Genomic DNA, 21,522 nt, shown 5'->3' with positions numbered 1-21,522 from the left:
GGCGTAGCCGCCGCCGGCGCAGCCGCCGGCCCTGCGGGCCCTCACCCGGCCTGCAGGGCCAGGATCAGCCCGGCGAGCAGCGCCACGGCGAAGAACCCGTCGAGCCGGTCCATGACGCCGCCGTGGCCCGGGATCAGGCGGCCGGAATCCTTGGCGCCGTAGGCCCGCTTGAGGGCGGATTCGGCGAGGTCGCCGCCCTGGCTCAGCACCGAGCCCAGCGCCGAGAGGAGCAGGGCGGAGGCCGCGGGCAGGCTCGCCGCCCCGCCCAGATGGGCGGCGTTCGCCGCGATGGCGCCGCCCACCAGGGTGGCGCCGAGGAGTCCCCCGCAGAAGCCCGACCAGGTCTTCTTCGGGCTCACCGCCGGCCAGAGCTTGGGGCCGCCCAGCGCCCGGCCGGTGAAGTAGGCGGCGATGTCGGTGGTCCAGACCGTGCCGAACAGCCAGAGCGGCCCGGCGAGCCCGATGCGGGGATCGTCGCGCAGCAGCACGGGCACGAGGGCGACGACGCCCGCGCAGGCGAGGCTCAAGGGGGCCCAGAGCCGGCCGGCAGGCGGCCGGGCCAGGAGCGCGAGCAGCGCGGCGCCCGCCCCGGCGCCGGCGGCGAGCCAGGGCGCGGGCGCCCCGAGCCGCGCCCCGGCGACGAGCCCGGCCAGCACCAGCCCGGCGAGGCCGAGCAGGGGCCGGTAGGGCCGCGTTCCCGTGATGGCGAGCCACTCGCCCACGATGGCGAGCCCGGCCGCGAGCCAGACCAGGGCGAAGAGCCAGCCGCCGGTGAGCGTGGCGGCCAGCACCGCGAGGCCCAGCACGGCGCCCGAGACGGCGCGCAGCCCGAGCTCGCTCGCCGGCCAGCCCGCGCGGCCGGCCGGGACCTTGCCGGGGGGCGCCATCAGCCCGCCTGCGCGGAGAGCCCGCCGAAGCGGCGCTCGCGGCCCTGATAGGCGTCGATCGCCGCCGCGAAGGCGGCGCGGTCGAAATCCGGCCACAGGTCCGGCAGGAACACGAATTCCGAGTAGGCGGTCTGCCACGTGAGGAAGTTCGACACCCGCTGCTCGCCCGAGGTGCGGATCACCAGGTCGGGGTCGGGGATCCCCCGCGTGTCGAGGGCGCCCGCCACGGCGTCGAGGTCGATCGCCTCGGGGGCGAGCCGCCCCTCCTGCACGGCCCGCGCAAGGGACTGCACCGCGCGGACGATCTCCTGGCGCCCGCCATAGTTGAAGGCGACCACCAGGGTGAGCCGGGTATTGGCGGCGGTGCGCTCCTCGGCCTCGCGCAGCAGGGCGGCGATGTCCGCGGGCAGGCCCTCGCGGGCGCCGATGATCCGCACCCGCACGCCGTTCGCGTGCAGGTCGGCGAGGTCGCGCCGCACGAACAGCTTGAGCAGCCCCATCAGGTCGGCGACCTCCGCCGCGGGCCGGCGCCAGTTCTCGGACGAGAAGCTGTAGACCGTGAGGTAGCCGATGCCGAATTCGAGCGCGGCGCGCACGGCCCGCCGCACCGCCTCGACGCCGCGGCGGTGGCCCTCCGCGCGCGGCAGGCCGCGGCGGGCGGCCCAGCGCCCGTTGCCGTCCATGATGATGGCGACGTGCGCCGGGATGTCGCGCGCCTTGCCGCCGTTCGACTGGCCACCGTTCGACTGGCCCGCGCTCGTCTGCGCGTCCGCGAGGAGTGCCGTCTTGCCGTCGCCCGCCATCCCCGCCCCGACCTGTCGGACGGGCCCTGCCGGCCCGTGCGCACCCGTTGTGGAAGATCCCTGCCGATCCCGATCAGACCTGCATGATCTCCTTTTCCTTCGCGGCCAAGGTCTGATCGACCTCGGCGATGTGCTGATCGGTGACCTTCTGCACCTGATCGGCCTGGCGCTTCTCGTCATCCTGGCTGATGGCGCCGTCCTTCTCCAGCTTCTTGAGCAGGTCGAGGCCGTCGCGGCGCACGTGGCGGACGGCGACGCGGGCCTCCTCGGCGTATTTGTGCGCGACCTTCACCATCTCCTTGCGGCGCTGCTCGTTCATCTCGGGGATGCGCAGCCGGATGGTCTGGCCCTCGGTCATCGGGTTGAGGCCGAGATCGGATTCGCGGATCGCCTTCTCGACCGCGCTCACCATGCCGCGGTCCCAGACCGCGACGCTGAGGAGGCGCGGCTCCGGCACGCTGATCGTCGCGACCTGGGCCATCGGCATCGCCGCGCCGTAGGCCTCGACCTGGATCGGATCGAGCAGGGTGGGGCTCGCCCGGCCCGTCCGCAGCGAGCCGAGGTCGTGCTTGAGCGAGTTCACGGCGCCCTGCATGCGGCGCTTGATGTCGGCGAGATCGAAGGTGGGGGTGGCCATTCCTGCTCTTCCCGAGACGGAGCCTGCGCGCGGAGCCGGCGCCCCGGGCGCCCGCCCCTCGTTCCGGCTTCAATGAACCAAAACCCGACCTGTCGCAAATGGCTCCGGCGCTGGTCGTTTCCGGGCCGCGCCGCGTCACGGCACCACGCGGGTGGCGGGGGCCCGGCCGGTCAGGATCGCCGTCACCGAACTCGGCGCGTGGACGGAGCCGACGACGAGGGCGAGCCGGCTCTCGCGGGCGAGCGCGAAGGCGGCGGTGTCCATCACCTTGAGGTCGCGGGCGATGGCCTCGTCGTGGGTGAGCCGGTCGTAGCGCACGGCCCTGGGATCCTGCTTGGGATCGGCCGAGTAGACGCCGTCGACCTGGGTCGCCTTCAGCACCGCGTCGCACTTGAGTTCGGCGGCGCGCAGCACCGCGGCGGTGTCGGTCGTGAAGTAGGGGTTGCCGGTGCCGCCCGCCAGGACCACGACCTGTCCCTTGTCGAGGTGGTGCAGGGCGGGCTGGCGCGCGTAGGTCTCGCAGATGGTCGGCATCGACACCGCCGACATGGTGCGGGCGGTGACGCCCGCGGCGTTGAGCGCCGTCTCCAGGGCCAGCGAGTTCATCACGGTGGCGATCATGCCGAGGGAATCGCCGGTGGCCCGGTCGATCCAGCCCGCCGCCGAGACCCGTGCGCCGCGGATCACGTTGCCGCCCCCGACCACCAGCGCCACCTGAATCCCGGCCTGCAGCGTCTGGGCGATGTCCTCGGCGAGGGCCGCGAGGGTCGGCGGGTGGAGCCAGTAGCCGTCCGGGGCCTGAAGGGCCTCGCCGGAGAGTTTCACGAGGACGCGGCGAAACGGCGTCGTCTCCGACATGGGGCCTCCTAGGGGAAATCGGGCGCGGGCGGGTTCTACCCCGGGGGGGCTGGTGCGTCGAGGCGGGATCGTCCCGCCCCGCGGGAGCCTCCCGGGGGCATCCTCACGGCGCGAGGGCGGGGCTGCCGGCCGGCCCTCCCGCCGCCTCGGCGGCCGACGGCCCGTGGGTCGCCCGCCCCAGCACCGCGAGCCAGCCCGGCACCTCGGCCCCGCGCTCGCGGCGGGTCGAGGCCGCCTCCAGCCGCAGGATCGCGAGCCCCGCTGCGGCCGCCTCCGCGCGCACCAGCGCCTCGCCGTGGGCGTAGCGCCCGTCGCTGCCGAGCACCGCACCCTCGCCCGCATGGGCCTGCAGCGTGAAGGCGAAGAGCCCGCCCGGGGCGAGGGCGCGCGCCACGCCCGCGAAGGCCGGCCCCAGCGCGCGCAGATACACGAAGACGTCCGCCGCCACGACGAGGTCGGCCCCTCCGGCGGGCTGGCCGGCCAGGAAGGCGGTGAGGTCGCCCTCGTGCAGGGCCGCGTAGCGCCCCAGGCGCCGCGCCTCGGCCAGCATGCCGGGCGAGAGGTCGACGCCCTCGATGGCGACGACGAGGTCGTCGAGGGCGCGGGCCGCGAGGCCGGTGCCGCAGCCGAGGTCGAGGGCGCGCCGGAAGGGAAGCGGGTGGCCCGTCGCCAGGAGCGCGTCCCGGAGCATCGCCGGGGCGCGGTAGCCGAGCCCCTCGACGAGGTGGCGCTCGAAGCGGCCCGCATAGCCGTCGAACAGCGCCCGCACGTAGGCGGGCGACAGGGCGGCCTCGCCCGCCTGCGCGCCGAGTTCGGCGAGGCGCAGCCGCGCGCCGAGCGCGTCGTCCGGGTCGAGGTCGAGGGCCGCCGCGAAGGCGTGCCGCGCCCGCTCCCGCGCCGCCGGGTCGTCCCCCGCCTGCGCCTCGCGGGCGCGCCCGAGCAGCAGCCAGGCCGGCACGTAGTCCGGCACCAGGGTCAGCACCTGCTCGGCGAGGTCGGCCGCGGCGGCCGCGTCGCCCTCCGCGAGGGCCGCCTCGGCCCAGACGTAGCGGCGGTCGGCGAGGAGGTCGCCGGAGGAGCGGAGCGGCACGGTCATGGCAGGGCAGGTCGGCAGGGCAGGTCGGCAGGGCAGGTCGGCAGGGCAGGTCGGCAGGGCAGGTCGGCAGGGCAGGTCGGCAGGGCAGGGGGCGGGGGCGCGGCACGGACGCCGGGAGGAGCGCCCCTATATACGGTGTCCCGCCGATCCCGGACCAGCATGGCCAGAAGCGACGACCTCCTCACCCTCACCCGCGAGGGCCTCTACTGCCCGCTCGGCGACTTCCACGTCGACCCGGTCCGCCCGGTGCCGCGGGCGCTCATCACCCACGGCCATTCCGACCACGCCCGCGCCGGCCACGGCCGCGTGCTCGCGACGCCCGAGACCCTGCGCATCATGGCGGTGCGCTACGGCGAGGACTTCTGCGGCGCCCGCCAGGAGGCGCGGCTCGGGGAGGTGCTCCGCCTCGGCGACGTCGCCGTCCGCTTCGCGCCCGCCGGCCACGTGCTGGGCTCGGCCCAGATCGTGATCGAGGCCGCCGCCCGCCGCATCGTCGTCTCGGGCGACTACAAGCGGGCCCCCGACCCGACCTGCCTGCCCTTCGAACTCGTCCCCTGCGACGTGTTCATCACCGAGGCGACCTTCGGCCTGCCGGTCTTCCGCCACCCGGACGCGGCCGACGAGGTGGGCAAGCTCCTCGATTCCGTGCGGCTCTTCCCCGAGCGCACCCACATCGTCGGCGCCTACAGCCTCGGCAAGGCGCAGCGCGTGATGGCGCTCCTGCGCGCCGCCGGCTACGACGCGCCGATCCACCTGCACGGGGCGCTGGAGAAGCTCACCGACCTCTACAAGCGCGAGCGGATCCCCCTCGGCGAGACCCCGAAGGTCGCGGCCGCCGACCGGCCGAAGCTCGGGGGCGCCGTCGTGCTCTGCCCGCCCTCCGCCATCCAGGATCTCTGGTCGCGCAAGTTCCCCGATCCGGTCACGGCCTTCGCGTCGGGCTGGATGCGGGTGCGCGCGCGGGCCCGCCAGAAGGGCGTCGAACTGCCCCTCGTCATCTCCGACCACTCGGATTGGGACGATCTCTGCCGGACCATCGCGGAGACCGGCGCGGGCGAGGTCTGGGTCACCCACGGCCAGGAGGACGCGCTCGTGCATTGGTGCGCGACGCGGGGCATCGCCGCCCGGCCCCTGCACATGCTCGGCTACGGCGACGAGGGCGAGGCGGAACCGGCCCCGGGCGACGCGGAGCCCACGCGGGGCGGGACGCAGCCCGCCCGCGGCGGGGCGGGCCCCGCCCAGGGGGGCGCCGCGTGAACGACTTCGCCCATCTCCTCGACCGCCTCGCCTACGAGCCCCGGCGCACCGCGAAGCTGCGGCTGCTCCAGGACTACTTTTCCCGCGCGCCCGATCCCGAGCGCGGCACCGCGCTCGCCGCCATGACCGGCGCCCTGACCTTCCGGGAGGCGAAGCCCACCCTGATCCGCGGCCTCGTCGAGGCGCGGGTCGACCCGGTGCTGTTCCGGATGTCGTACCACTACGTCGGCGACCTCGCGGAGACGACCGCCCTGATCTGGCCCGCGCCCGCGGCGCCGGAGCCCGGCGGGATCGGCCACAACGCCCCGCCGCCGCAGGTGCCGAGCCTGAGCGAGGTGGTCGAGGCGCTCGCCACCATCGGCAAGGCCGAGCTGCCCGCCCGCATCGCCGCCTGGCTCGACGTCCTCGACGAGACCGGCCGCTGGGCGCTCATCAAGCTCATCACGGGCGAGCTGCGGGTCGGCGTCTCGGCGCGCCTCGCCAAGACCGCGGTGGCGAGCCTCGGCGGCGTCGAGCCGGACGCGGTCGAGGAGGTCTGGCACGGGCTCAAGCCCCCCTACCTGCCCCTCTTCGCCTGGGTCGAGGGCCGGGCCGAGCGGCCCGAGAGCCTCGATCCCGCCCCGTTCCGGCCGCCGATGCTCTCGCACCCGGTCGACGAGGAGACCGACTTCGCCAGGCTCGACCCCGCCGCCTTCGCGGCCGAGTGGAAGTGGGACGGCATCCGGGTGCAGCTGGTCGGCGGGCGCGACCGCGCCGGGACCGCGGTCGCCCGCATCTATTCCCGCACCGGCGAGGACATCTCCGCCGCCTTCCCGGACCTCGCCGAGGCGATCCGCTTCGAGGGCGCCCTCGACGGAGAGCTCCTCATCCTGCGCGAGGGGCGGGTGCAGAGCTTCAACGTGCTGCAGCAGCGCCTCAACCGGAAGGCGGTGACGGGCCGGCTGCTCCAGGACTTCCCCGCCCATGTGCGGGCCTACGACCTGCTGGCGCTCGACGGCGAGGACCTGCGCCCGCTCCCCTTCGGGGCGCGCCGCGCCCGGCTCGAAGCCTTCGTGGCCGGCCTCGACCACGGGCGCATCGACCTCTCGCCGCTCGTGCCCTTCGCCGATTGGGAGGCGCTGGCGGCGGCGCGGGCCGACCCGGCCCAGGCGGGGGCCGGCGAGGATGCCGACGCGATCGAGGGCGTGATGCTCAAGCGCCGCGACAGCCTCTACGTGCCGGGCCGGCCCAAGGGGCCGTGGTGGAAGTGGAAGCGCGAACCCTACCTCGTCGACGCGGTGATGATGTACGCCCAGCGCGGGCACGGGAAGCGCTCCTCCTTCTACTCGGACTACACGTTCGGGGTCTGGCGGGACTCCCCCGAGGGCGGCGAGGAGCTGGTGCCGGTCGGCAAGGCCTATCACGGCTTCACCGACGAGGAGCTCGCCAAGCTCGACCGCTACGTCCGCAACCACACGGTCAAGCGGTTCGGGCCCGTGCGCGAGGTGGAGTATGGTCCGCGCCAGGGCTTGGTGCTGGAGATCGCCTTCGAGGGGCTCCAGCGCTCGACCCGGCACAAGTCGGGCGTCGCCATGCGGTTTCCCCGGGTGAACCGGATCCGCTGGGACAAGCCGCCCGCCGAGGCCGACCGGATCGAGACGCTGGAGCGCATCCTGGAGCGGGGCGAGCGCGAGGTGATGCCGGGACGGGAGATGGCGCGATGAAGCGGATCGAGACGATCGCCGGGGGCGCGGTGACGCGGCAGGTGACGGGCCGGCTCACGGTGAGCACGAACGGGCAGGGGTTCACGGAGATCACCCAGGAGGTGGCGGGCTTCGTGCGCGACAGCGGCATCGCCCAGGGCCTGCTCACGCTGTTCTGCCGCCACACCTCGGCCTCGCTCACGATCCAGGAGAATGCCGACCCGGACGTGCGCACGGACCTGCTGGCCGCCCTCGACCGGCTCGCCCCGCGCCAGGGCGCCACCCTGTACGACGCGGAACTGCCCGGGCGCGGGCAGGGGCGGATGTTCTACCTGCACCGGGACGAGGGCCCCGACGACATGCCCGGCCACATCCGCACGATGCTGACCGATTGCTGCCTGGCGATCCCGGTCGCCGAGCAGCAGCTCGCCCTCGGCACCTGGCAGGGCGTCTACCTGATCGAGCACCGGGACCAGCACCATCGGCGGGAGGTCGTGCTGCATCTCCTGGGGGCGTGACGGCCCGGCGGCGCGAGGGCGGCCCCCGGGAACTCGCCCGGGGCGGCGCGGTTCTTGCCGGATGCTGCATTCCCTGCTCGGAGACCTGTCCGGCCTGATCGCGCAGCACGGTCTGTGGATCGTGGCGCTGATCGTCGGCCTGGAGAGCCTGGGGCTCCCGCTTCCGGGCGAGACCTGCCTCGTCACCGCGGCGGTCTACGCGGGGGCCACCGGCGATCTCAGCCTGCCGGGGCTCGTCGCCTCGGCCGCCGGCGGGGCGGTGGTCGGCGACTCGATGGGCTTCTGGATCGGGCGCCGCCTCGGCCAGCCGGTGCTGATCCGCCACGGCCCGCGCATCGGCCTCACCCCGGACAAGATCAAGCTCGGGCAGTACCTGTTCCTGCGCCACGGCGGGAAGGTGGTGTTCTTCGGCCGCTTCGTCGCGGTGCTGCGGGTGCTGGCGGCCCTGCTCGCCGGGGCGAACCGCATGGCCTGGCCGCGCTTCCTCGTCTCCAACGCCACGGGCGGCCTGCTCTGGGCGACCGTGTTCGGCGGCGGCGCCTACCTGTTCGGCACCCGCATCGAGGCGGTGAGCGGTCCCCTCGGGATCGCCTTCCTGGCCGTCGCGGTGATCACCCTGGCTTGGCTGATCGTGACCGTGCGGCGCAACGAGGCGCGCCTGCTGCGGGAGGCCGAGCGGGCGCTCCCGGGCCCCGTGACGCCGCGCTGAGGCGCGTGACGCCGCGCTGACTGAGGCGCGCAGGCTCCGATTCCACCAGGTTTCGCCGGACGAGTGCCGGTCCGGCGGCCGTTTCGCGCGGTCGAGGGCGGGATAGCGGCGATTCCGCAGCCCGCCGAAATTGTCCGGCGCGCCGCAAAGGCTTAAGGTTCCGTTTCAAGAGGGCCGCCGGTCACCGGGTGCGAGGCTCCGTGGCGTGTGGGCGGGAGGCACCGCTTGAGTTCCGAGACCACCATCGTCGTCGCCGACGACCATCCGCTCTTCCGGGGCGCCCTGCGCGGGGCGGTCGGAGGCATCCTGCCGGAGGCCCGCATCGTCGAGGCCAGCGGCCTCGACGCGCTGACGGCGCTCCTCGAGCGCGAGGCGGAGGTGGATCTCATCCTCCTCGACCTCACCATGCCGGGGGTCCAGGGCTTCTCCGGCCTCATCTACCTGCGGGCGCAGCACCCGGCGATCCCCGTGGTGATCGTCTCGGCCAACGAGGATCCGGTGGTGATCCGCCGGGCGCTCGATTTCGGCGCCGCCGGCTTCATCCCGAAATCCCTCGACATCGACGAGATCGGCGGGGCGGTCCGGCAGGTGCTGGCGGGGGGCACCTGGGCGCCGCCCGACATCGCCCTCTCGGCCTCCGAGGACAAGGAGACGGCCGAGCTGATGCGCCGCCTCGCGACCCTCACGCCGCAGCAGGTGCGCGTGCTGATGATGCTGTCGGAGGGGCTGCTCAACAAGCAGATCGCCTACGAGCTCTCGGTCTCGGAGGCGACCGTGAAGGCGCACGTCTCGGCGATCCTGCAGAAGCTCGGCGTCGAGAGCCGCACCCAGGCGGTGATCGCCTCCTCGCGCATCGGCGCGACGCTCAAGCCCCCGGCCGGCGTCGCGTGAGGGCCGGGCCGCCGGGCCCGGCCCGACGGGGGCGCCGCTCAGTAGCCGAAGCGGGCGTGGCGCCAGCCGTGGCGATGCCAGCCGTAGTGGCGCCAGTGCGGCCGGTGATGCCAGCCGTAATGCCGCCAGTGACGGTGGCGCCAGCCGTAATGGCGCCAATAGGGCCGGTGGTGCCAGCCGTAGTGGCCGTGCCGCCAGTAATGGTGCCGGTAGCCGTAGCGCGCCGGATAATAGCCGACGGTGCGGTAGGCGTAGGGCCGGCCCCAGCCGTGCCGGTGCCAGCCGACGTGGCGGCCGTGCCAGCCGTGGTGGCGCCAGCCGCCGTGCCAGCCGGTCCAGGCGGTGGGTGCGGCCGCGCTCGCCGCCGCCGTCTCGGCCGCGGCCGGGGCGGGCCGCAGGGCGGGGGCGAGCCCGCAGATCAGCATCAGTGCGAGGAAGAATCGTCCAAGACGCATCAGGGCCTCCGAGGTGTGAGGTGGCCAGGAACGGGTGTGCGGGAGGTAAGTTCCACCCCCTCCTCCGACCCGCCGCGCCCGGCCGCCGAGGGCCCGTCGCCCGCTCCGGCCGCGTCGTATCCAGGTCCGCCGGGGCAGCGCGGTCACCCGTGAGCGGGATGGACCGCGTCCCGCCGCTGAGTTCGGCAGATCTGGCGGTCCATGACGGGCCTGATCCGCCTATGCCGGGCCGGCCGACAAAGAAACACCGGCGAACCGGGAACGGCGGGGGCGGCGCGGCATTCCTGCGCATCAGCTTGGCCGACCCATGCGCGGAGCAGAGCCGCTTGCGACCCGACCTTCTCGGCCCGCTCGCCGATGACGAGCCACCTGCCGCGGCCGCGGCCGCGTCCCTGTCCCTGCGGCTGCGGGCGGACGGCTCCCTGGACGGGCGTCCCGACCTCCCGCCCTTCCTGCGCGACCATCTCGGCCGGCACCTGCGGGCCTGCTACGCGGCGCTCCTGGCCGAGGCTCAGCCGGAACCGCTCCTGGCGCTGGTGGCGCGGCTCGACGCGGCCCTCGCGGCGGCGCGGCCGGCCTCTTCCTTCCGGGACGAACTCGTGGCGTCCCTGCCCTGCCTGCGGGGCTTCGCCGTGTCGCTGACGGCGAACGTGGTCCAGGCGGACGACCTCGTGCAGGAGACGCTGCTGCGGGCCTGGCAGAGCCAGGACCGCTTCGCGCCCGGCACCAACCTGAAGGCGTGGCTGTTCACGATCCTGCGCAACCAGTTCTACACTGTGGCGCGCAAGCGCCGGCGCGAGGTGGAGGACGCGGACGGCGAGCAGGCCGCCCGCATGGTCGCGCTGCCCGACCAGGAGGACGGCATCGAGCTGCGGGACGTCTGGATGCGGCTGAGCCAGCTGCCGACCCCGCAGCGCGAGGCCCTGCTGCTCGTGGCGGTGCAGGGGCTCAGCTACGAATCCGCCGCCCGGATCATGCAGTGCCAGGTCGGCACGGTGAAGAGCCGGGTCAGCCGCGCCCGCACCGCCCTGGCCCAGGCGCTCGAGGGCGGGGCGGCGCTCGGCGGCGCCTCGCCCTGAGGGCGGGTGCCGCCCCGGCTCAGCGGCCGGTGCCGCGCGAGGAGGCCGGGTCGTGGCCGGGCGCGTAGCCGGAGGCGCCGGAGGTGCCCTTGACGCTGCCGGTCGTCTTCATCTCGTGGCCGGGCGTGTAGCCGGAGGCGCCGGTCGTGCCCTTGGCGCTGCCGGATTCGTGCATCTTCTGGCCGGGCGGCTCGTTCTGCGGGTTGGTCGCCCGGGTCTGGGCCGACGCGGCGGTGGCGAGGAGGGCGAGGGCGGCGGCGGTGGCGATGACGCGCGTCATGATCCATCTCCATCTCGGGGACCGGCGGGCCCGGAGGCCGGGCCCGCTTCTGGTCGGGGCCCCCCTAACGGCCCGCCGCGCCGAACCGTTCCGCGGTGGCCAGCATCCGGCGCCAGCGCCCCGGCGAGAGGCCGTGGGCGCGGACGAAGAGGCGCGTTATGTGGCTCTGGTCGGAGAAGCCCGCCGCGGCCGCGGCCTCCGCGAGGCCGACGCCCGCCCGGATCAGCGCGCGGGCCTCGTCGAGCCGCCGCAGGGTGAGGTAGCGGTAGGGGCTGGTCCCGAAGCGGCGGCGGAACTGGCGGGCCAGGGTGAAGCGGTCGAGTCCGGTCAGCGCCTCGAGCTCCTCCGCGCGCACCCCCTCCCGATGCGCCTCGTCCAGGTAGGCGCGGGCGCGCTCGATGGCGGCCGCGGCGCCGGCCGGCTCGCGCCGCCGCCGGGCCGAGGGGTCGCCGGCGAGGAGGGCCTCGGCGATGTCCGCGACCGCCTGGTCGGCTTCGAGCGGTTCGAGGCCGCGGTCGAGGTCGGCGAGCAGGGGCACGAGGGCGGCCCGCAGCCGGCCGTCGTCGAGGACGGCGCGGCGCAGGAAGGGCAGGCTGCCGGCGCGGCCGTCGAGGGCCGCGCGCAGGCGGTGCGGCGGCAGGTAGGCCATGCGGTAGCGGAAGCCGGAGGCGGCGCCCGCGCGGCCGTTATGGACCTCGTCCGGGTGGATCACGATGAGGTTGCCCGCGAGGCTGTTCTGCTCCGCCCCGCGATAGTCGAAGCGCTGCACGCCCGGGAGGGTGAGGCCGAGCGCGTAGCAATCGTGCCGGTGCGGGTCGTAGGCGTGACCCGTGAAGAAGGCCTCGATGCGCGGGATGCCGCCCTGCTCGGGCGCGACGCGGATCCAGTCCGGGCGGCGCAGCCCGCACGATCCTTCAAGACGGTCGGCGCGACCGGGCGCTAGCTCCGGGTCCATGCGCTACGACACCAAGATCGCCATCGCGGTCCGGGATGACCTCGCATCCTGGCAGAAGCTCAACGTCACGGCCTTCCTCGCGGGGGGCCTGGTCGGGGCCCATCCCGACCTCCCCGGGGAACCCTACCGGGACGGGTCGGGCCGGGTCTACGGGCCGCTGGTGCGCCAGCCGATCCTGATCTTCGCCGGATCGGGCGAGGCGCTGGCCCGGGCCCTGGCCCGGGCGCGCGAGCGGGAGCTGCCCTGCTGCCTCTACACGCGCGACCTCTTCGCCACCGGCAACGACGCCGACAACCGGGCCGCGGTGGCGCGGGTGGCGACGGAGGATCTCGACCTCGTCGGCCTCGCCCTGCACGCGGACCGCAAGGCCGTCGACAAGGTGATGAGGGACATGGTCCTGCATCCCTGACGAGGCGCGGCCCCGCGCCCGGGCGCCGTCCCCGCCTCGCGGGGCGCGGGCCCGCTTCCGGTCGCGGCTCCCTCGCCCCCGGAACCTTCCGGGCCCGCGCCGGGCCCGACCGCGGCCCCGGAGCCCCGTCCCGGTCAGGCGGCCCTGACCTTCGCCAGGAACTCGGCGACCTCGCCGCGGAGGACCTCCGACTGGCGCGCCAGGTCGCGCGCCGCGCCCAGCACCTGCGTGGCGGCCGCGCTGGTCTGGCCCGCGCCGTCCCGCACCCCCGACATGGTCGTCGTGACCTGCTCGGTGCCGCGGGCGGCCTCCTGCACGTTGCGGGTGATTTCCTGGACGGCGCTGCCCTGCTCCTCGACGGCGGCCGAGATCCCGGCCGCGTAGGCCGAGATCTCCTCGATGACGCGGCCGATCTCCTGGATATCCGCGACCATGCCGCGGGTCGCGCCCTGGATGTCCCCGATCCGGGCGCCGATCTCGTCCGTCGCCTTCCCGGTCTGGTTGGCGAGTTCCTTGACCTCAGCGGCGACGACCGCGAATCCCCGGCCCGCCTCGCCGGCCCGCGCCGCCTCGATCGTGGCGTTGAGCGCGAGCAGGTTCGTCTGGCCGGCGATCCCGGAGATCAGCGACACGAAGGTTCCGATGCGCTCGGCGGTCTCGGTCAGGTGCTTGGCGGTGGCGTCCGCCCGCTTGGCATTCTCGACCGCCCGATCGGCGATCCGCGCGGATTGGGTGACCTGGTGGACGATCTCCTGGATCGAGACCGACATCTCCTCGCTCGCCGCCGCGACGGTCTGCACGTTCGTGGACGTCACGCCCGCGGCCCCCGCCACCGTCGCCGAGCGCCGGGTGGTGTCGTCCGCCACCGCCATCATGGATTGCGCCGTCGCCTCCATCTCGCTGGCCGCGCCGGCCAGCCCGGCCGTGAGGGTGGAGACGGCGCGATCGAAACTCTGGGTCAGCGCGTCGAGGGTGCGGGCCCGGCGCGTGCGCGCCTCGTCCTCGGCGGCCTGGGCGGCGGCGAGGCGCTCGGCCTCGATCGCGTTCCGCTTGAACACCTCGACGGCCGCCGCCATGGCGCCGACCTCGTCGCGCCGCGCGAGGCCGGGGACGGGCACCGTCCTGTCGCCCTCCGCCAGCCGCCGCATGGCCGCCGTCAGATCCTGGATCGGCCGCGCGAGCGTGCGGACGACGGCGAGCGACAGGAGGCCGGGAAGCACGAGGCCGAGGACGACCCCGCCGAGAGTGACGGCGTAGCCGAGACGGAAGCTGGTCTGCTGCTCGCCCGCGCGGACGCTCATCAGGTCCGTCTCGGCCCGCTCGATCTCGGCCACCTTGGCGCGGATCCGGTCCATCGCGGCCTTGCCCGCCCCGGAGCCGACCGAGGCCCGCGCCTCGTCGCGCGTGGACGGCTCCGACGTCAGGGCGATCTCGCGCTCGGCGATCTCGCGGCTCCAGGCCTGAACCAGCCGGTCGAGCTCCCCGAGCCGCGCCTGCTGGGCGGGATTGTCGGAGGTCAGGGACTTCGCCTTGTCGAAGGCCGCCCCGTAGGCCCTCCTGCCCGCCTGATAGGGTTCGAGGAACTTGGTGTCGGCCGTGATGATGTAGCCGCGAATGCCGGTTTCCTGGTCGACCATCGCGGCCGTCAGGTCGGTGGTGGCGCCGAGAACGTCGTAGGTGTGCTGGGTCCAGCCGACCTTCTGCTCGATCGACGAGAACTGAAGATAGCACGCCGCGCTGGCGGCCAGGGTGACGAGGGCCAGCAACGCGAAAGCGGCGGACAATTTTCCGCTCACGCCGAGGGACCGGGTCGTGCGCATCTGCGATCTCCTGTCGGTGCTCCGACATGGATCGGCCGCGCCGCGGGCGCCCTGCCGGGCGGCGGCTGCGGATCCGGTCTCGGAGCGTGGGCCCTACTCCTCCGTCAGAATCTTTAACAAAGGCCGAATTTGACCAGTCTATCGTCAGATTCAGTGATTAAGCCTTTCGGTTATATCGGCTCTCAGAGTGGGATGACAAATGTAACGCTGCAATCAGCGGATGGCCCCGCATGCGCGGGTCGGCTCGACTGATTCGACCGTGGGGCAGGCGGCCCATCCCGCATCCGCCGGGGGGCGGCCGCCGGACCTCAGCCCGCCCCCGCATCGTCGCCCGCGTCGAAGCGCGCGCGGGCGGCGCGGATCGCCGCGTGGCGCTCCTCGGCCCAGGCGACCAGCCCGGCGAGCGGCTCCAGCAGCGATTCCCCCAGCGGCGTGAGCCGGTACTCGACGCTCGGCGGCTTCGTCGGGAAGACGGTCCGCGTCGCGAGACCGTCCCGCTCCAGGTGGCGCAGGGTCTGGGTCAGCATGCGCTTGGAGATGTCCGGCACCGCGCGGCCGAGCGCGCCGAAGCGGCGCGGCCCTTCGGCGAGCGCGATCAGGATCAGGCTCGTCCACTTGTCGCCGACGCGGTCGAGCACGTCCCGCACCGGGCAGGAGGCGGGGTCCGGGGAAGCGGGATCTTGGGAGGCGGGATCTTGGGAGGCGGGATCTTGGGAGGCGGGATCTTGGGCGGCGCGCCGCCAGCCCGCGAAGGCCCGCGCGAGGTCGGCCCGGGCGCTCACGCGGTTCCCTCGCGGTCACCCGGTCCCATGAAAGTGCCTCCTTCCGCGCGTCAACGGTCTCGCATAGGTACCATGGACCACAGCGAGACCATAGGCGGGACGACCTCATGTCGGCGCACGCGACCCATCGCCTCTTCGTCACCGGCGCCAGCGGCCAGCTCGGCACCCTGGTGATCGACGCCCTGCTGGCGCGGCTCGCGCCGGAGCGCGTCGTCGCCGGGATGCGCCGGCCCGACGGCGAGGCCGGCGCGCGGCTGTCGGCCCGCGGCGTCGCCGTGCGGGAGGCCGATTACGACCGGCCCGAGACCCTGGCGGCGGCCTTCGCGGGGATCGACCGGCTGCTCCTGATCTCGTCGAGCGAGATCGGCAGGCGGGAGGCGCAGCACCGGGCGGTGATCGCGGCCGCGCGGGCGGCGGGGATCGGCCTCGTCGCCTACACGAGCGTGCTGCGGGCCGACACCTCCCCGCTCGCCCTCGCCGGGGAGCACCGGCGGACCGAGGCGGCCCTCGCCGAATCCGGCCTGCCCTGCGTGATCCTGCGCAATGGCTGGTACACGGAGAACTACGCGGCCTCGATCCCCGCGGCCCTCGCCGAGGGCGCGCTGCTGGGGGCGGCCGGGGAGGGGCCCATCGCCTCGGCGGCGCGGGCGGATTACGCCGAGGCCGCCGCCGCGGTGCTGAGCGCCGCGGACCCGGCCGGCGGCGCCGACGCGCCCCGCATCCACGAACTCGCCGGCGACGGCGCCTACACGCTCGCGGAGTTCGCCGCCGAGATCGCCCGGCAGGCGCGGCGTCCCGTCGCCTACCGGGACCTGACGGAGGCCGCGTTCAAGGACGCCCTGCTCGGGGCCGGGCTGCCGGAGCCGGTCGCGGCGCTGCTGGCCCAGTCGGACGCGGCGGCCGCGCGGGGCGCGCTCTTCGACGACGGACGGGCGCTCAGCCGGCTCATCGGCCGGCCGACGACGCCCGCCGCCGTCACGGTCGCCGCAGCGCTGCGGCGTTGACGGACGCGGCCTCCGGCAGCTCGGGATCCGGCCCCCGGGCGGCGGTGAGCGCCTCGGCGACGTTGGCGCGGAACCGCACCGCGGGCGGCCGCACCCCGTGGCTGAGCAGCATCCGCCGGATCGGCGGGCTCGCCCCCGCGACGAGGACGCTCGCCCCGTGCCGCTCGGCCTTGCGGGCGAAGGCCTCGATCGTGGCGGCGGCCGTCGAGTCGAGCAGCGGCACCTCCGAGAGGTCGATCACGGTGGCGCGCGGCCGCTCGCCGAGGCGGTCGAGGGCGGCGCCCACCGCGGCCGCGGAGCCGAAGAAGAAGGCGCCGGAGATCCGGTAGACGATCACGTCCGGATCGCTGGCGAGCCCGGCATCGTAGGGGGTGCGGGGCACCGCGGAATCGGCCGCGTCCTCGGCCACCAGGGGCAGGCGGCGCTCCACGTCCACGGCCTGCGCCATCCGGTGCAGGAACAGCAGCGCCCCGAGGCCGAAGCCGACCAGGATGCCCTCGGTCAGGTCGCGGAACACCACCAGCCCGAAGGTGGCGGCGAGCACCAGCGCGTCGCCCCGCGAGGCGCGCAGGAGCGCCGCGACCGCGTGCTTCTCGGCCATGTTCCAGGCGACCACCGCCAGCACGGCGGCGAGGGCCGGCAGCGGGATGAAGCGGGCGAGCGGCGCGGCCACCAGCATGAAGAGCAGCAGGAACACCGCGTGCAGCATGCCCGAGACCGGGCCGCGCGCCCCCGCGCGCACGTTGGTGGCGGTGCGCGCGATGGTGCCGGTGACGCAGAGGCCGCCGAACAGGGCCGAGGCGACGTTGGCCGCCCCCTGCGCGACGAGTTCGCAATTCGAGCGGTGGCGCCGTCCGCTCATCGAATCCGCCACCACCGCCGAGAGCAGGCTCTCGATCCCGCCCAGCAGCGCGAAGGAGAGGGCGGAGGGCAGCATCTCGGCGACCTTCGCGGGCGAGAGGTCGGGGAGGGCGGGGGCCGGCAGCATCTGCGGGATGCCGCCGAAGCGGCTGCCGATCGTCTCCACCGGCAGGCCGGCGAGCCAGGCGAGCAGGGAGGCGGCGCAGGCCGCGATCAGGAAGCCCGGCCAGTGCGGGCGCAGGCGGCGCAGGCCCAGGATGATCGCGACGCTGAGCCCCGCGACGGCGAGCGCCGCGCCGTTGACGGTCGGCAGCGCGGCGGCGAGCGCGGCCAGTTTGGGGAGGATCGGCCCGGGCTCCCGGCCGGGCAGCGTCAGCCCGAGCAGGTCCTTGACCTGGGCGGCGAAGATGATGACCGCGATGCCCGCCGTGAACCCGACCGTGACCGGGTAGGGGATGTACTTGATGAAGGTGCCGAGCCGCAGGAAGCCGATGGCGAGCAGGATCAGCCCGGAGAGCAGGGTGGCGGTGAGGAGCCCGTCGACCCCGTGCGCCTCGACGGTGGCGGCGACCAGCACGATGAAGGCCCCGGCCGGCCCGCCGATCTGGAAGCGGCTGCCGCCCAGCGCCGAGACCGCGAAGCCGCCGACGATCGCGGCGATCAGGCCCCGGTCCGGCGTGACGCCCGACGCGATCGCGATCGCCATCGAGAGCGGCAGCGCCACGATCGCCACCGTGAGCCCCGCGAGCGCGTCCGCCCGCAGGTCGGCGAGGCCGTAGCGCTCGCGCAGCACCGTCACCAGCTTGGGCGTGTAGAGGTCGGCGAAGCTCGCCGCACTGCGCTCGGCACTCATGATGCTGGCCCCGTCCCCCGTCCCGGCGGCGCTCAGCGCGGGGCCGGCCGGGCGAGGCGCACGCCGCGCCCTCCCTCCCGGCTCACCGCGTTGTCGCCGATCAGCTCGACGCCGGCTTGATTGAGCGCCTCGACCACCTTGGTGAGGGTGTCGACGACGCCCCGCACGTTGCCCTCGCTCGCCTCCATCCGCTGGATCGTCGGCAGCGACACGCCCGCCAGCTCGGCGAGCTGGCGCTGGTCGATGCCGAGCAGGGCCCGGGCGGCGCGCATCTGTGCGGCGGTGATCATGCCGGCTCCTTCGTGGCACAGCGGTATCATACCGGATGATTGATGTACAGAACATCAATCATCACGGTTCAGGGATAAGTCCCGGCGGCTGCCGGGCTCCACCCCGGCATCGCGCCGCAGCTCGTCGGGAACGAGCGTGGCGGCGCGCTGGCGGGCGACCAGGGCGGCGATGCCGACCGGGCGGTCGTCCCAGGCGTCGACGCCCACGTCGCAGGAGCGGGTCGTGTCGGGGATCGTCCCATGGGTGTGGCCGTAGAGGTGGCGGGTGCCGCGCCAGAGGCCGGGCCAGGCCCGGTGGGCGTAGTGGGCGAGGAAGAGCCGGCAGGCGCTCCCGTCCGCCGCGGGGAGGTTCAGCCGGTAGCTCTCGGTCGGCGGCTCGGCCCAGGGCAGGGTGAGCACGCGGTTGGTGTCGTGGTTGCCGCGCACCAGCCGCTTGACGCCGTTGAGCCGGGCGAAGATCTCGCGGCAGCGGGCGCGGCTCGCCCCGGCCGCGAAGTCGCCAAGGTGCCAGACCGCGTCCCCGGGCCCGATCACGGTATTCCAGTGCCGGATCAGGGTCTCGTCGTGCTCCTCGACGCTGGCGAAGCGGCGTCGCTGGCGCAGGATGCGGGCGTCGCCGAAATGGGTGTTGGCGGTGAAGTAGGTGGCCATGCGGGTCCGGGCGGCGGGCGGCTGCGATCTCAGATAGGCGCGGCCGGCCCGCCTTGAATCGGCCACCCGTCGGCGCAGATCCCCCGCCTCATCCCGCACGCGAAGGAGCCTCGTCCATGAAGATGCGCAAGCTCGGGGCCGCCGGCCCGGAGGTCTCCGCCCTCGGCCTCGGCTGCATGGGCATGTCGGATTTCTACGCTGGCCGCGACGAGGCGGAGGCGGTGGCGACCCTGCACCGGGCGGTCGATCTCGGGGTCAATTTCCTCGACACGGCCGACATGTACGGGGTCGGGCGGAACGAGGAGCTGGTCGGGCGCGTGGTGCGCGAGCGCTCGGAATGGATCGTGGTCGCCACCAAGTTCGGCAATGTCCGCGGGGCGGATGGCAGCTTCCGGGGTATCTGCGGGCGGCCCGACTACGTGCGGCAGGCCTGCGAGGCGAGCCTGCGCCGCCTCGGCGTCGAGGTGATCGACCTCTACTACCAGCACCGGGTCGACCCGGACACGCCGATCGAGGACACGGTCGGGGCGATGGCGGCGCTGGTGCGGGAGGGCAAGGTGCGGCATCTCGGCCTGTCCGAGGCGGCGCCCGACACGATCCGGCGCGCCCACGCCGTGCACCCGATCACGGCGCTGCAGACCGAGTATTCCCTGTGGAGCCGCGAGCCGGAGGAGGCGCTGCTGCCGCTCTGCCGGGAGCTCGGCATCGCCTTCGTGCCCTACAGCCCCCTCGGGCGCGGCTTCCTCACCGGGCGGATCCGCTCCCCGGACGACCTCGCGCCGGACGACCTGCGCCGCAACGCGCCGCGCTTCCAGGGCGAGAACTTCTCCAGGAACCTCGCCCTCGTCGGCGCGATCGAGGCGCTGGCGCGGGAGAAGGGCTGCACGCCCGCCCAGGTCGCCCTGGCCTGGGTGCTGGCGCAGGGCGAGGACATCGTGCCGATCCCCGGCACCAAGCGGCGGCGCTACCTGGAGGAGAATCTGGGCGCCCTCGACGTGGCGCTCGCGCCCGACGACCTCGCCCGCCTCGCCGCGGCGCTCCCGCCCGGCGCGGCCGCCGGGACGCGCTACCCGGCGGCGGGGATGCAGTCCGTCAACCGGTGAGCGGATCCGGGTCGGCGGGCCGATCCGGCTTCGGGACCGCGCCTTCGCGCGCCGGATCACCCCCCGAGGAGCGGTCCGGCCGCTCCGTCTCCGGGGTGTAGTCCATCGCCGCGAAGCTCCCGCCCTGGAACCGGCGCGCCACCGGGTCGCGCGGGTCGGCGCCGGCCAGGATCTCGCGCGCGAAGGCGTCCGCCGATTGCCGCGGCCGGTAGCCGATCGCCGCCGCGCCGGAATTGTCCCAGTAGCTGGCGCCGTTGTCCGACACCCCCCAGACCGCGAGGTAGCCCGGCACGGCCGCCGTGACCGCGCGAAGCACGAGCTCCGCGAGGTCGTCGAGGCCGAGCCAGGTCGCGAGGTGGCGCGGCTCGGTCGGGCGGGGCTGCGCCGTGCCGATGCGCAGCGCCACCCCCTCGATGCCGTGCTTGTCCCAGTACATCCGGCCCATCGCCTCGCCCCAGGCCTTGCTGAGCCCGTAGAACCCGTCCGGCCGGAACGGGGCCTCGGCCCCCAGCCGCGCCTCGACCGGGTGCATCCCGAAGGCGTGGTTCGAACTCGCGAACACCACCCTGCGCAGCCCGTGGCGGCGCGCGCCCTCGTAGACCGCGTGGAGCGCCACGAGGTTGTTCTCGATCACCTCCGGCAGCGGCCTCTCGACGCTGGTGCCCGCCATGTGGACCAGCACCTCGCTGCCCGACAGGAGACGGTCCACCGCCTCCGGGTCGCGCAGGTCGCCCGCCGCGATCGTCTCCTCCGCCGACAGGGGCTCCAGCGCGTCGAAGCCCGCACCCGAGCGCAGCCGGTGCCCCGCCGCGAGGAGCCGCGGGCGCAGGGACCGCCCGATCTGCCCGCCCGCTCCCGAGAGCGCGATCCTCACCATGCATCCCCCCTCCGCGCCGGCGCGCCCGCGCCGCCGGCCCTCTCGGCCTCGTCGAGGAGCGAGGGGCCGTCATCCAGGATCGTGGCGACGTGGTGGGCCAGCGCCGCCGCGAGCGCCGTCCCGTCCCGCCGCTCCACCGCCGCCAGGATGCCGAGATGCCGCCGCGCCGTGTGCGCCAGGTCGGGCGGCACCGGGCCGCGCAGCATCTTGAAGCGGTGGTTGTGGGTCAGGCAGCGCAGCAGCAGCGGCTCCAGGCTCGGCAGCCGCGCCGCCGCGAACAGGCGCCGGTGGAAGGCGCGGTCCGCCTGCGCCAGGGCGTAGGCGTCGCCCGCCGCGGCGGCCGCCTCCATGGCGGCGAGCCGGCCGCGAAGGTCGGGCAGCAGGTCCGGGTCGGGCGGCCCCGCGAAGGCCCGCCGCGCCGCCCGGCACTCCATGTCCCGGCGCAGGCGCAGCATCTCCAGCGCCTCGTCCGGGCTCGTCTCCGACACCCGGGTGCCGCGGTGGCCGAAACGCTGCACCAGCCCCTCCTCCTGCAGCAGCAGCAGCGCCTCGCGGACCGGGCCCTGGCTGCAGCCGAAGCGGGAGGCGAGCTCGAGTTCGAGCAGCGCCGCGCCGGGCGCCACCTCGCCCAGCATGATCGCCCGCCGCAGGGCGTCCGCCACCTGGACGTGGCGCCGCCCCCGCGGGAGGGCGTGGATCGTGGTCGGCGCGGCCTCGGGCACGGGCCCTCTCTTGTCAGCCAATATCATTATCGATAACGAGCGC

At 74.7% G+C, this 21,522-nt stretch carries 24 protein-coding genes; 9 read left to right on the top strand and 15 right to left on the bottom strand.

The genetic code is table 11. The annotated features are described in order from the left end of the window. Positions 1-41: 41 nt before the first annotated feature. From M446_RS03115 to M446_RS03095, 5 genes are all read right to left on the bottom strand, one after another. The gene (locus M446_RS03115; protein WP_012330612.1) at positions 42-887 is read right to left on the bottom strand and encodes a phosphatidate cytidylyltransferase; all 846 of its coding nucleotides are present in this window, start codon (positions 885-887) and stop codon (positions 42-44) included. Further along, entirely contained in the window at positions 887-1,690 is an 804-nt protein-coding gene (locus M446_RS03110) for an isoprenyl transferase (protein WP_012330611.1), read from the bottom strand. Before M446_RS03110 ends, M446_RS03115 begins: the two co-directional genes overlap by 1 nt. 73 nt (positions 1,691-1,763) lie before the next feature. Continuing rightward, on the bottom strand, positions 1,764-2,327 hold the full coding sequence (gene frr / locus M446_RS03105; protein ID WP_012330610.1) for a ribosome recycling factor: 564 nt from the start codon (positions 2,325-2,327) through the stop codon (positions 1,764-1,766). 135 nt (positions 2,328-2,462) lie between these two features. Next, positions 2,463-3,185 carry a UMP kinase gene (gene pyrH, locus M446_RS03100; RefSeq protein ID WP_012330609.1) on the bottom strand — a complete coding sequence of 241 codons (723 nt, stop codon included), beginning with the start codon at positions 3,183-3,185 and terminating at the stop codon, positions 2,463-2,465. A gap of 103 nt (positions 3,186-3,288) precedes the next feature. Further along, positions 3,289-4,281 (bottom strand): class I SAM-dependent DNA methyltransferase, encoded by a 993-nt coding sequence (locus M446_RS03095; protein WP_012330608.1) that lies wholly within the window; start codon positions 4,279-4,281, stop codon positions 3,289-3,291. 159 nt (positions 4,282-4,440) lie between these two features. Between M446_RS03095 and M446_RS03090 the strand changes: the two genes are divergently transcribed. The 5 genes from M446_RS03090 to M446_RS03070 all read left to right on the top strand — a co-directional run bounded on the left by M446_RS03090 (position 4,441) and on the right by M446_RS03070 (position 9,338). Then, complete coding sequence (locus M446_RS03090; protein WP_012330607.1) at positions 4,441-5,538, top strand: ligase-associated DNA damage response exonuclease; 1,098 nt, start codon at positions 4,441-4,443, stop codon at positions 5,536-5,538. Beyond that, positions 5,535-7,241 carry a cisplatin damage response ATP-dependent DNA ligase gene (locus M446_RS03085; protein ID WP_012330606.1) on the top strand — a complete coding sequence of 569 codons (1,707 nt, stop codon included), beginning with the start codon at positions 5,535-5,537 and terminating at the stop codon, positions 7,239-7,241. Before M446_RS03090 ends, M446_RS03085 begins: the two co-directional genes overlap by 4 nt. Beyond that, positions 7,238-7,738 (top strand): secondary thiamine-phosphate synthase enzyme YjbQ, encoded by a 501-nt coding sequence (locus M446_RS03080; protein WP_012330605.1) that lies wholly within the window; start codon positions 7,238-7,240, stop codon positions 7,736-7,738. Before M446_RS03085 ends, M446_RS03080 begins: the two co-directional genes overlap by 4 nt. A 61-nt stretch (positions 7,739-7,799) precedes the next feature. Continuing rightward, positions 7,800-8,447 carry a DedA family protein gene (locus M446_RS03075; RefSeq protein ID WP_012330604.1) on the top strand — a complete coding sequence of 216 codons (648 nt, stop codon included), beginning with the start codon at positions 7,800-7,802 and terminating at the stop codon, positions 8,445-8,447. A 225-nt stretch (positions 8,448-8,672) separates the two neighbouring features. Next, positions 8,673-9,338: a response regulator gene (locus M446_RS03070; RefSeq protein ID WP_012330603.1), complete on the top strand. Its 666-nt coding sequence runs from the start codon at positions 8,673-8,675 to the stop codon at positions 9,336-9,338. A 38-nt stretch (positions 9,339-9,376) separates the two neighbouring features. Here the strand turns inward: M446_RS03070 and M446_RS03065 are convergent, their stop codons facing one another. Next, entirely contained in the window at positions 9,377-9,793 is a 417-nt protein-coding gene (locus M446_RS03065) for a hypothetical protein (protein ID WP_012330602.1), read from the bottom strand. Between the two features lie 326 nt (positions 9,794-10,119). On the opposite strand from M446_RS03065, the gene M446_RS03060 reads away from it, so the two are divergent. Then, the gene (locus M446_RS03060; RefSeq protein ID WP_012330601.1) at positions 10,120-10,872 is read left to right on the top strand and encodes a sigma-70 family RNA polymerase sigma factor; all 753 of its coding nucleotides are present in this window, start codon (positions 10,120-10,122) and stop codon (positions 10,870-10,872) included. 19 nt (positions 10,873-10,891) lie between these two features. Here M446_RS03060 and M446_RS03055 read toward each other — a convergent pair whose 3' ends face one another. Continuing rightward, on the bottom strand, positions 10,892-11,152 hold the full coding sequence (locus M446_RS03055; protein ID WP_012330600.1) for a hypothetical protein: 261 nt from the start codon (positions 11,150-11,152) through the stop codon (positions 10,892-10,894). Positions 11,153-11,216: 64 nt separating this feature from the next. Then, complete coding sequence (locus tag M446_RS03050; protein ID WP_050777461.1) at positions 11,217-12,107, bottom strand: AraC family transcriptional regulator; 891 nt, start codon at positions 12,105-12,107, stop codon at positions 11,217-11,219. On the opposite strand from M446_RS03050, the gene M446_RS03045 reads away from it, so the two are divergent. Next, complete coding sequence (locus tag M446_RS03045; protein WP_012330598.1) at positions 12,106-12,516, top strand: DUF2000 family protein; 411 nt, start codon at positions 12,106-12,108, stop codon at positions 12,514-12,516. The two genes, M446_RS03050 and M446_RS03045, sit on opposite strands and share 2 nt — an antisense overlap. Before the next feature lie 134 nt (positions 12,517-12,650). Here the strand turns inward: M446_RS03045 and M446_RS03040 are convergent, their stop codons facing one another. Beyond that, complete coding sequence (locus M446_RS03040; protein WP_012330597.1) at positions 12,651-14,336, bottom strand: methyl-accepting chemotaxis protein; 1,686 nt, start codon at positions 14,334-14,336, stop codon at positions 12,651-12,653. Positions 14,337-14,644: 308 nt separating this feature from the next. Beyond that, on the bottom strand, positions 14,645-15,118 hold the full coding sequence (locus M446_RS03035; RefSeq protein WP_012330596.1) for a winged helix-turn-helix transcriptional regulator: 474 nt from the start codon (positions 15,116-15,118) through the stop codon (positions 14,645-14,647). A gap of 107 nt (positions 15,119-15,225) precedes the next feature. On the opposite strand from M446_RS03035, the gene M446_RS03030 reads away from it, so the two are divergent. Then, positions 15,226-16,122 carry an NAD(P)H-binding protein gene (locus M446_RS03030; RefSeq protein WP_012330595.1) on the top strand — a complete coding sequence of 299 codons (897 nt, stop codon included), beginning with the start codon at positions 15,226-15,228 and terminating at the stop codon, positions 16,120-16,122. Here M446_RS03030 and M446_RS03025 read toward each other — a convergent pair. The 3 genes from M446_RS03025 to M446_RS03015 are packed head-to-tail and all read right to left on the bottom strand — an operon-like array spanning position 16,094 to position 18,777. Beyond that, complete coding sequence (locus M446_RS03025) at positions 16,094-17,836, bottom strand: SulP family inorganic anion transporter (RefSeq protein WP_012330594.1); 1,743 nt, start codon at positions 17,834-17,836, stop codon at positions 16,094-16,096. The two genes, M446_RS03030 and M446_RS03025, sit on opposite strands and share 29 nt — an antisense overlap. Before the next feature lie 32 nt (positions 17,837-17,868). Beyond that, positions 17,869-18,126: a helix-turn-helix domain-containing protein gene (locus M446_RS03020; protein ID WP_012330593.1), complete on the bottom strand. Its 258-nt coding sequence runs from the start codon at positions 18,124-18,126 to the stop codon at positions 17,869-17,871. Positions 18,127-18,180: 54 nt separating this feature from the next. Continuing rightward, the gene (locus M446_RS03015) at positions 18,181-18,777 is read right to left on the bottom strand and encodes a metallophosphoesterase (RefSeq protein WP_012330592.1); all 597 of its coding nucleotides are present in this window, start codon (positions 18,775-18,777) and stop codon (positions 18,181-18,183) included. A 116-nt stretch (positions 18,778-18,893) separates the two neighbouring features. On the opposite strand from M446_RS03015, the gene M446_RS03010 reads away from it, so the two are divergent. After that, positions 18,894-19,880, top strand: coding sequence for an aldo/keto reductase (locus tag M446_RS03010; RefSeq protein WP_012330591.1), 987 nt, complete (start codon positions 18,894-18,896; stop codon positions 19,878-19,880). Here the strand turns inward: M446_RS03010 and M446_RS03005 are convergent. Together M446_RS03005 and M446_RS03000 are read right to left on the bottom strand one after the other, a co-directional pair. Continuing rightward, positions 19,870-20,757: an NAD-dependent epimerase/dehydratase family protein gene (locus M446_RS03005; RefSeq protein ID WP_012330590.1), complete on the bottom strand. Its 888-nt coding sequence runs from the start codon at positions 20,755-20,757 to the stop codon at positions 19,870-19,872. The genes M446_RS03010 and M446_RS03005 overlap by 11 nt on opposite strands. Beyond that, positions 20,751-21,479 carry a GntR family transcriptional regulator gene (locus M446_RS03000; protein ID WP_012330589.1) on the bottom strand — a complete coding sequence of 243 codons (729 nt, stop codon included), beginning with the start codon at positions 21,477-21,479 and terminating at the stop codon, positions 20,751-20,753. The genes M446_RS03005 and M446_RS03000 overlap by 7 nt, the downstream gene beginning before the upstream one ends. Between the last annotated feature and the right edge of the window lie 43 nt (positions 21,480-21,522).

This window comes from Methylobacterium sp. 4-46, from assembly GCF_000019365.1.
Taxonomy (GTDB): domain Bacteria; phylum Pseudomonadota; class Alphaproteobacteria; order Rhizobiales; family Beijerinckiaceae; genus Methylobacterium.
Note: the sequence above shows the minus strand (reverse complement) of the source record. Positions and strands in the feature narration are given on the sequence as shown.

What these genes read in the sequence shown, in the direction of transcription:
- M446_RS03115 (WP_012330612.1), bottom strand. Translation starts at nt 887, where the DNA reads ATGGCGCCCCCCGGCAAGGTCCCGGCCGGCCGCGCGGGCTGGCCGGCG.
- M446_RS03110 (WP_012330611.1), bottom strand. Translation starts at nt 1,690, where the DNA reads ATGGCGGGCGACGGCAAGACGGCACTCCTCGCGGACGCGCAGACGAGC.
- frr (WP_012330610.1), bottom strand. Translation starts at nt 2,327, where the DNA reads ATGGCCACCCCCACCTTCGATCTCGCCGACATCAAGCGCCGCATGCAG.
- pyrH (WP_012330609.1), bottom strand. Translation starts at nt 3,185, where the DNA reads ATGTCGGAGACGACGCCGTTTCGCCGCGTCCTCGTGAAACTCTCCGGC.
- M446_RS03095 (WP_012330608.1), bottom strand. Translation starts at nt 4,281, where the DNA reads ATGACCGTGCCGCTCCGCTCCTCCGGCGACCTCCTCGCCGACCGCCGC.
- M446_RS03090 (WP_012330607.1), top strand. Translation starts at nt 4,441, where the DNA reads ATGGCCAGAAGCGACGACCTCCTCACCCTCACCCGCGAGGGCCTCTAC.
- M446_RS03080 (WP_012330605.1), top strand. Translation starts at nt 7,238, where the DNA reads ATGAAGCGGATCGAGACGATCGCCGGGGGCGCGGTGACGCGGCAGGTG.
- M446_RS03075 (WP_012330604.1), top strand. Translation starts at nt 7,800, where the DNA reads ATGCTGCATTCCCTGCTCGGAGACCTGTCCGGCCTGATCGCGCAGCAC.
- M446_RS03065 (WP_012330602.1), bottom strand. Translation starts at nt 9,793, where the DNA reads ATGCGTCTTGGACGATTCTTCCTCGCACTGATGCTGATCTGCGGGCTC.
- M446_RS03055 (WP_012330600.1), bottom strand. Translation starts at nt 11,152, where the DNA reads ATGACGCGCGTCATCGCCACCGCCGCCGCCCTCGCCCTCCTCGCCACC.
- M446_RS03045 (WP_012330598.1), top strand. Translation starts at nt 12,106, where the DNA reads ATGCGCTACGACACCAAGATCGCCATCGCGGTCCGGGATGACCTCGCA.
- M446_RS03050 (WP_050777461.1), bottom strand. Translation starts at nt 12,107, where the DNA reads ATGGACCCGGAGCTAGCGCCCGGTCGCGCCGACCGTCTTGAAGGATCG.
- M446_RS03040 (WP_012330597.1), bottom strand. Translation starts at nt 14,336, where the DNA reads ATGCGCACGACCCGGTCCCTCGGCGTGAGCGGAAAATTGTCCGCCGCT.
- M446_RS03030 (WP_012330595.1), top strand. Translation starts at nt 15,226, where the DNA reads ATGTCGGCGCACGCGACCCATCGCCTCTTCGTCACCGGCGCCAGCGGC.
- M446_RS03025 (WP_012330594.1), bottom strand. Translation starts at nt 17,836, where the DNA reads ATGAGTGCCGAGCGCAGTGCGGCGAGCTTCGCCGACCTCTACACGCCC.
- M446_RS03020 (WP_012330593.1), bottom strand. Translation starts at nt 18,126, where the DNA reads ATGATCACCGCCGCACAGATGCGCGCCGCCCGGGCCCTGCTCGGCATC.
- M446_RS03015 (WP_012330592.1), bottom strand. Translation starts at nt 18,777, where the DNA reads ATGGCCACCTACTTCACCGCCAACACCCATTTCGGCGACGCCCGCATC.
- M446_RS03010 (WP_012330591.1), top strand. Translation starts at nt 18,894, where the DNA reads ATGAAGATGCGCAAGCTCGGGGCCGCCGGCCCGGAGGTCTCCGCCCTC.
- M446_RS03005 (WP_012330590.1), bottom strand. Translation starts at nt 20,757, where the DNA reads ATGGTGAGGATCGCGCTCTCGGGAGCGGGCGGGCAGATCGGGCGGTCC.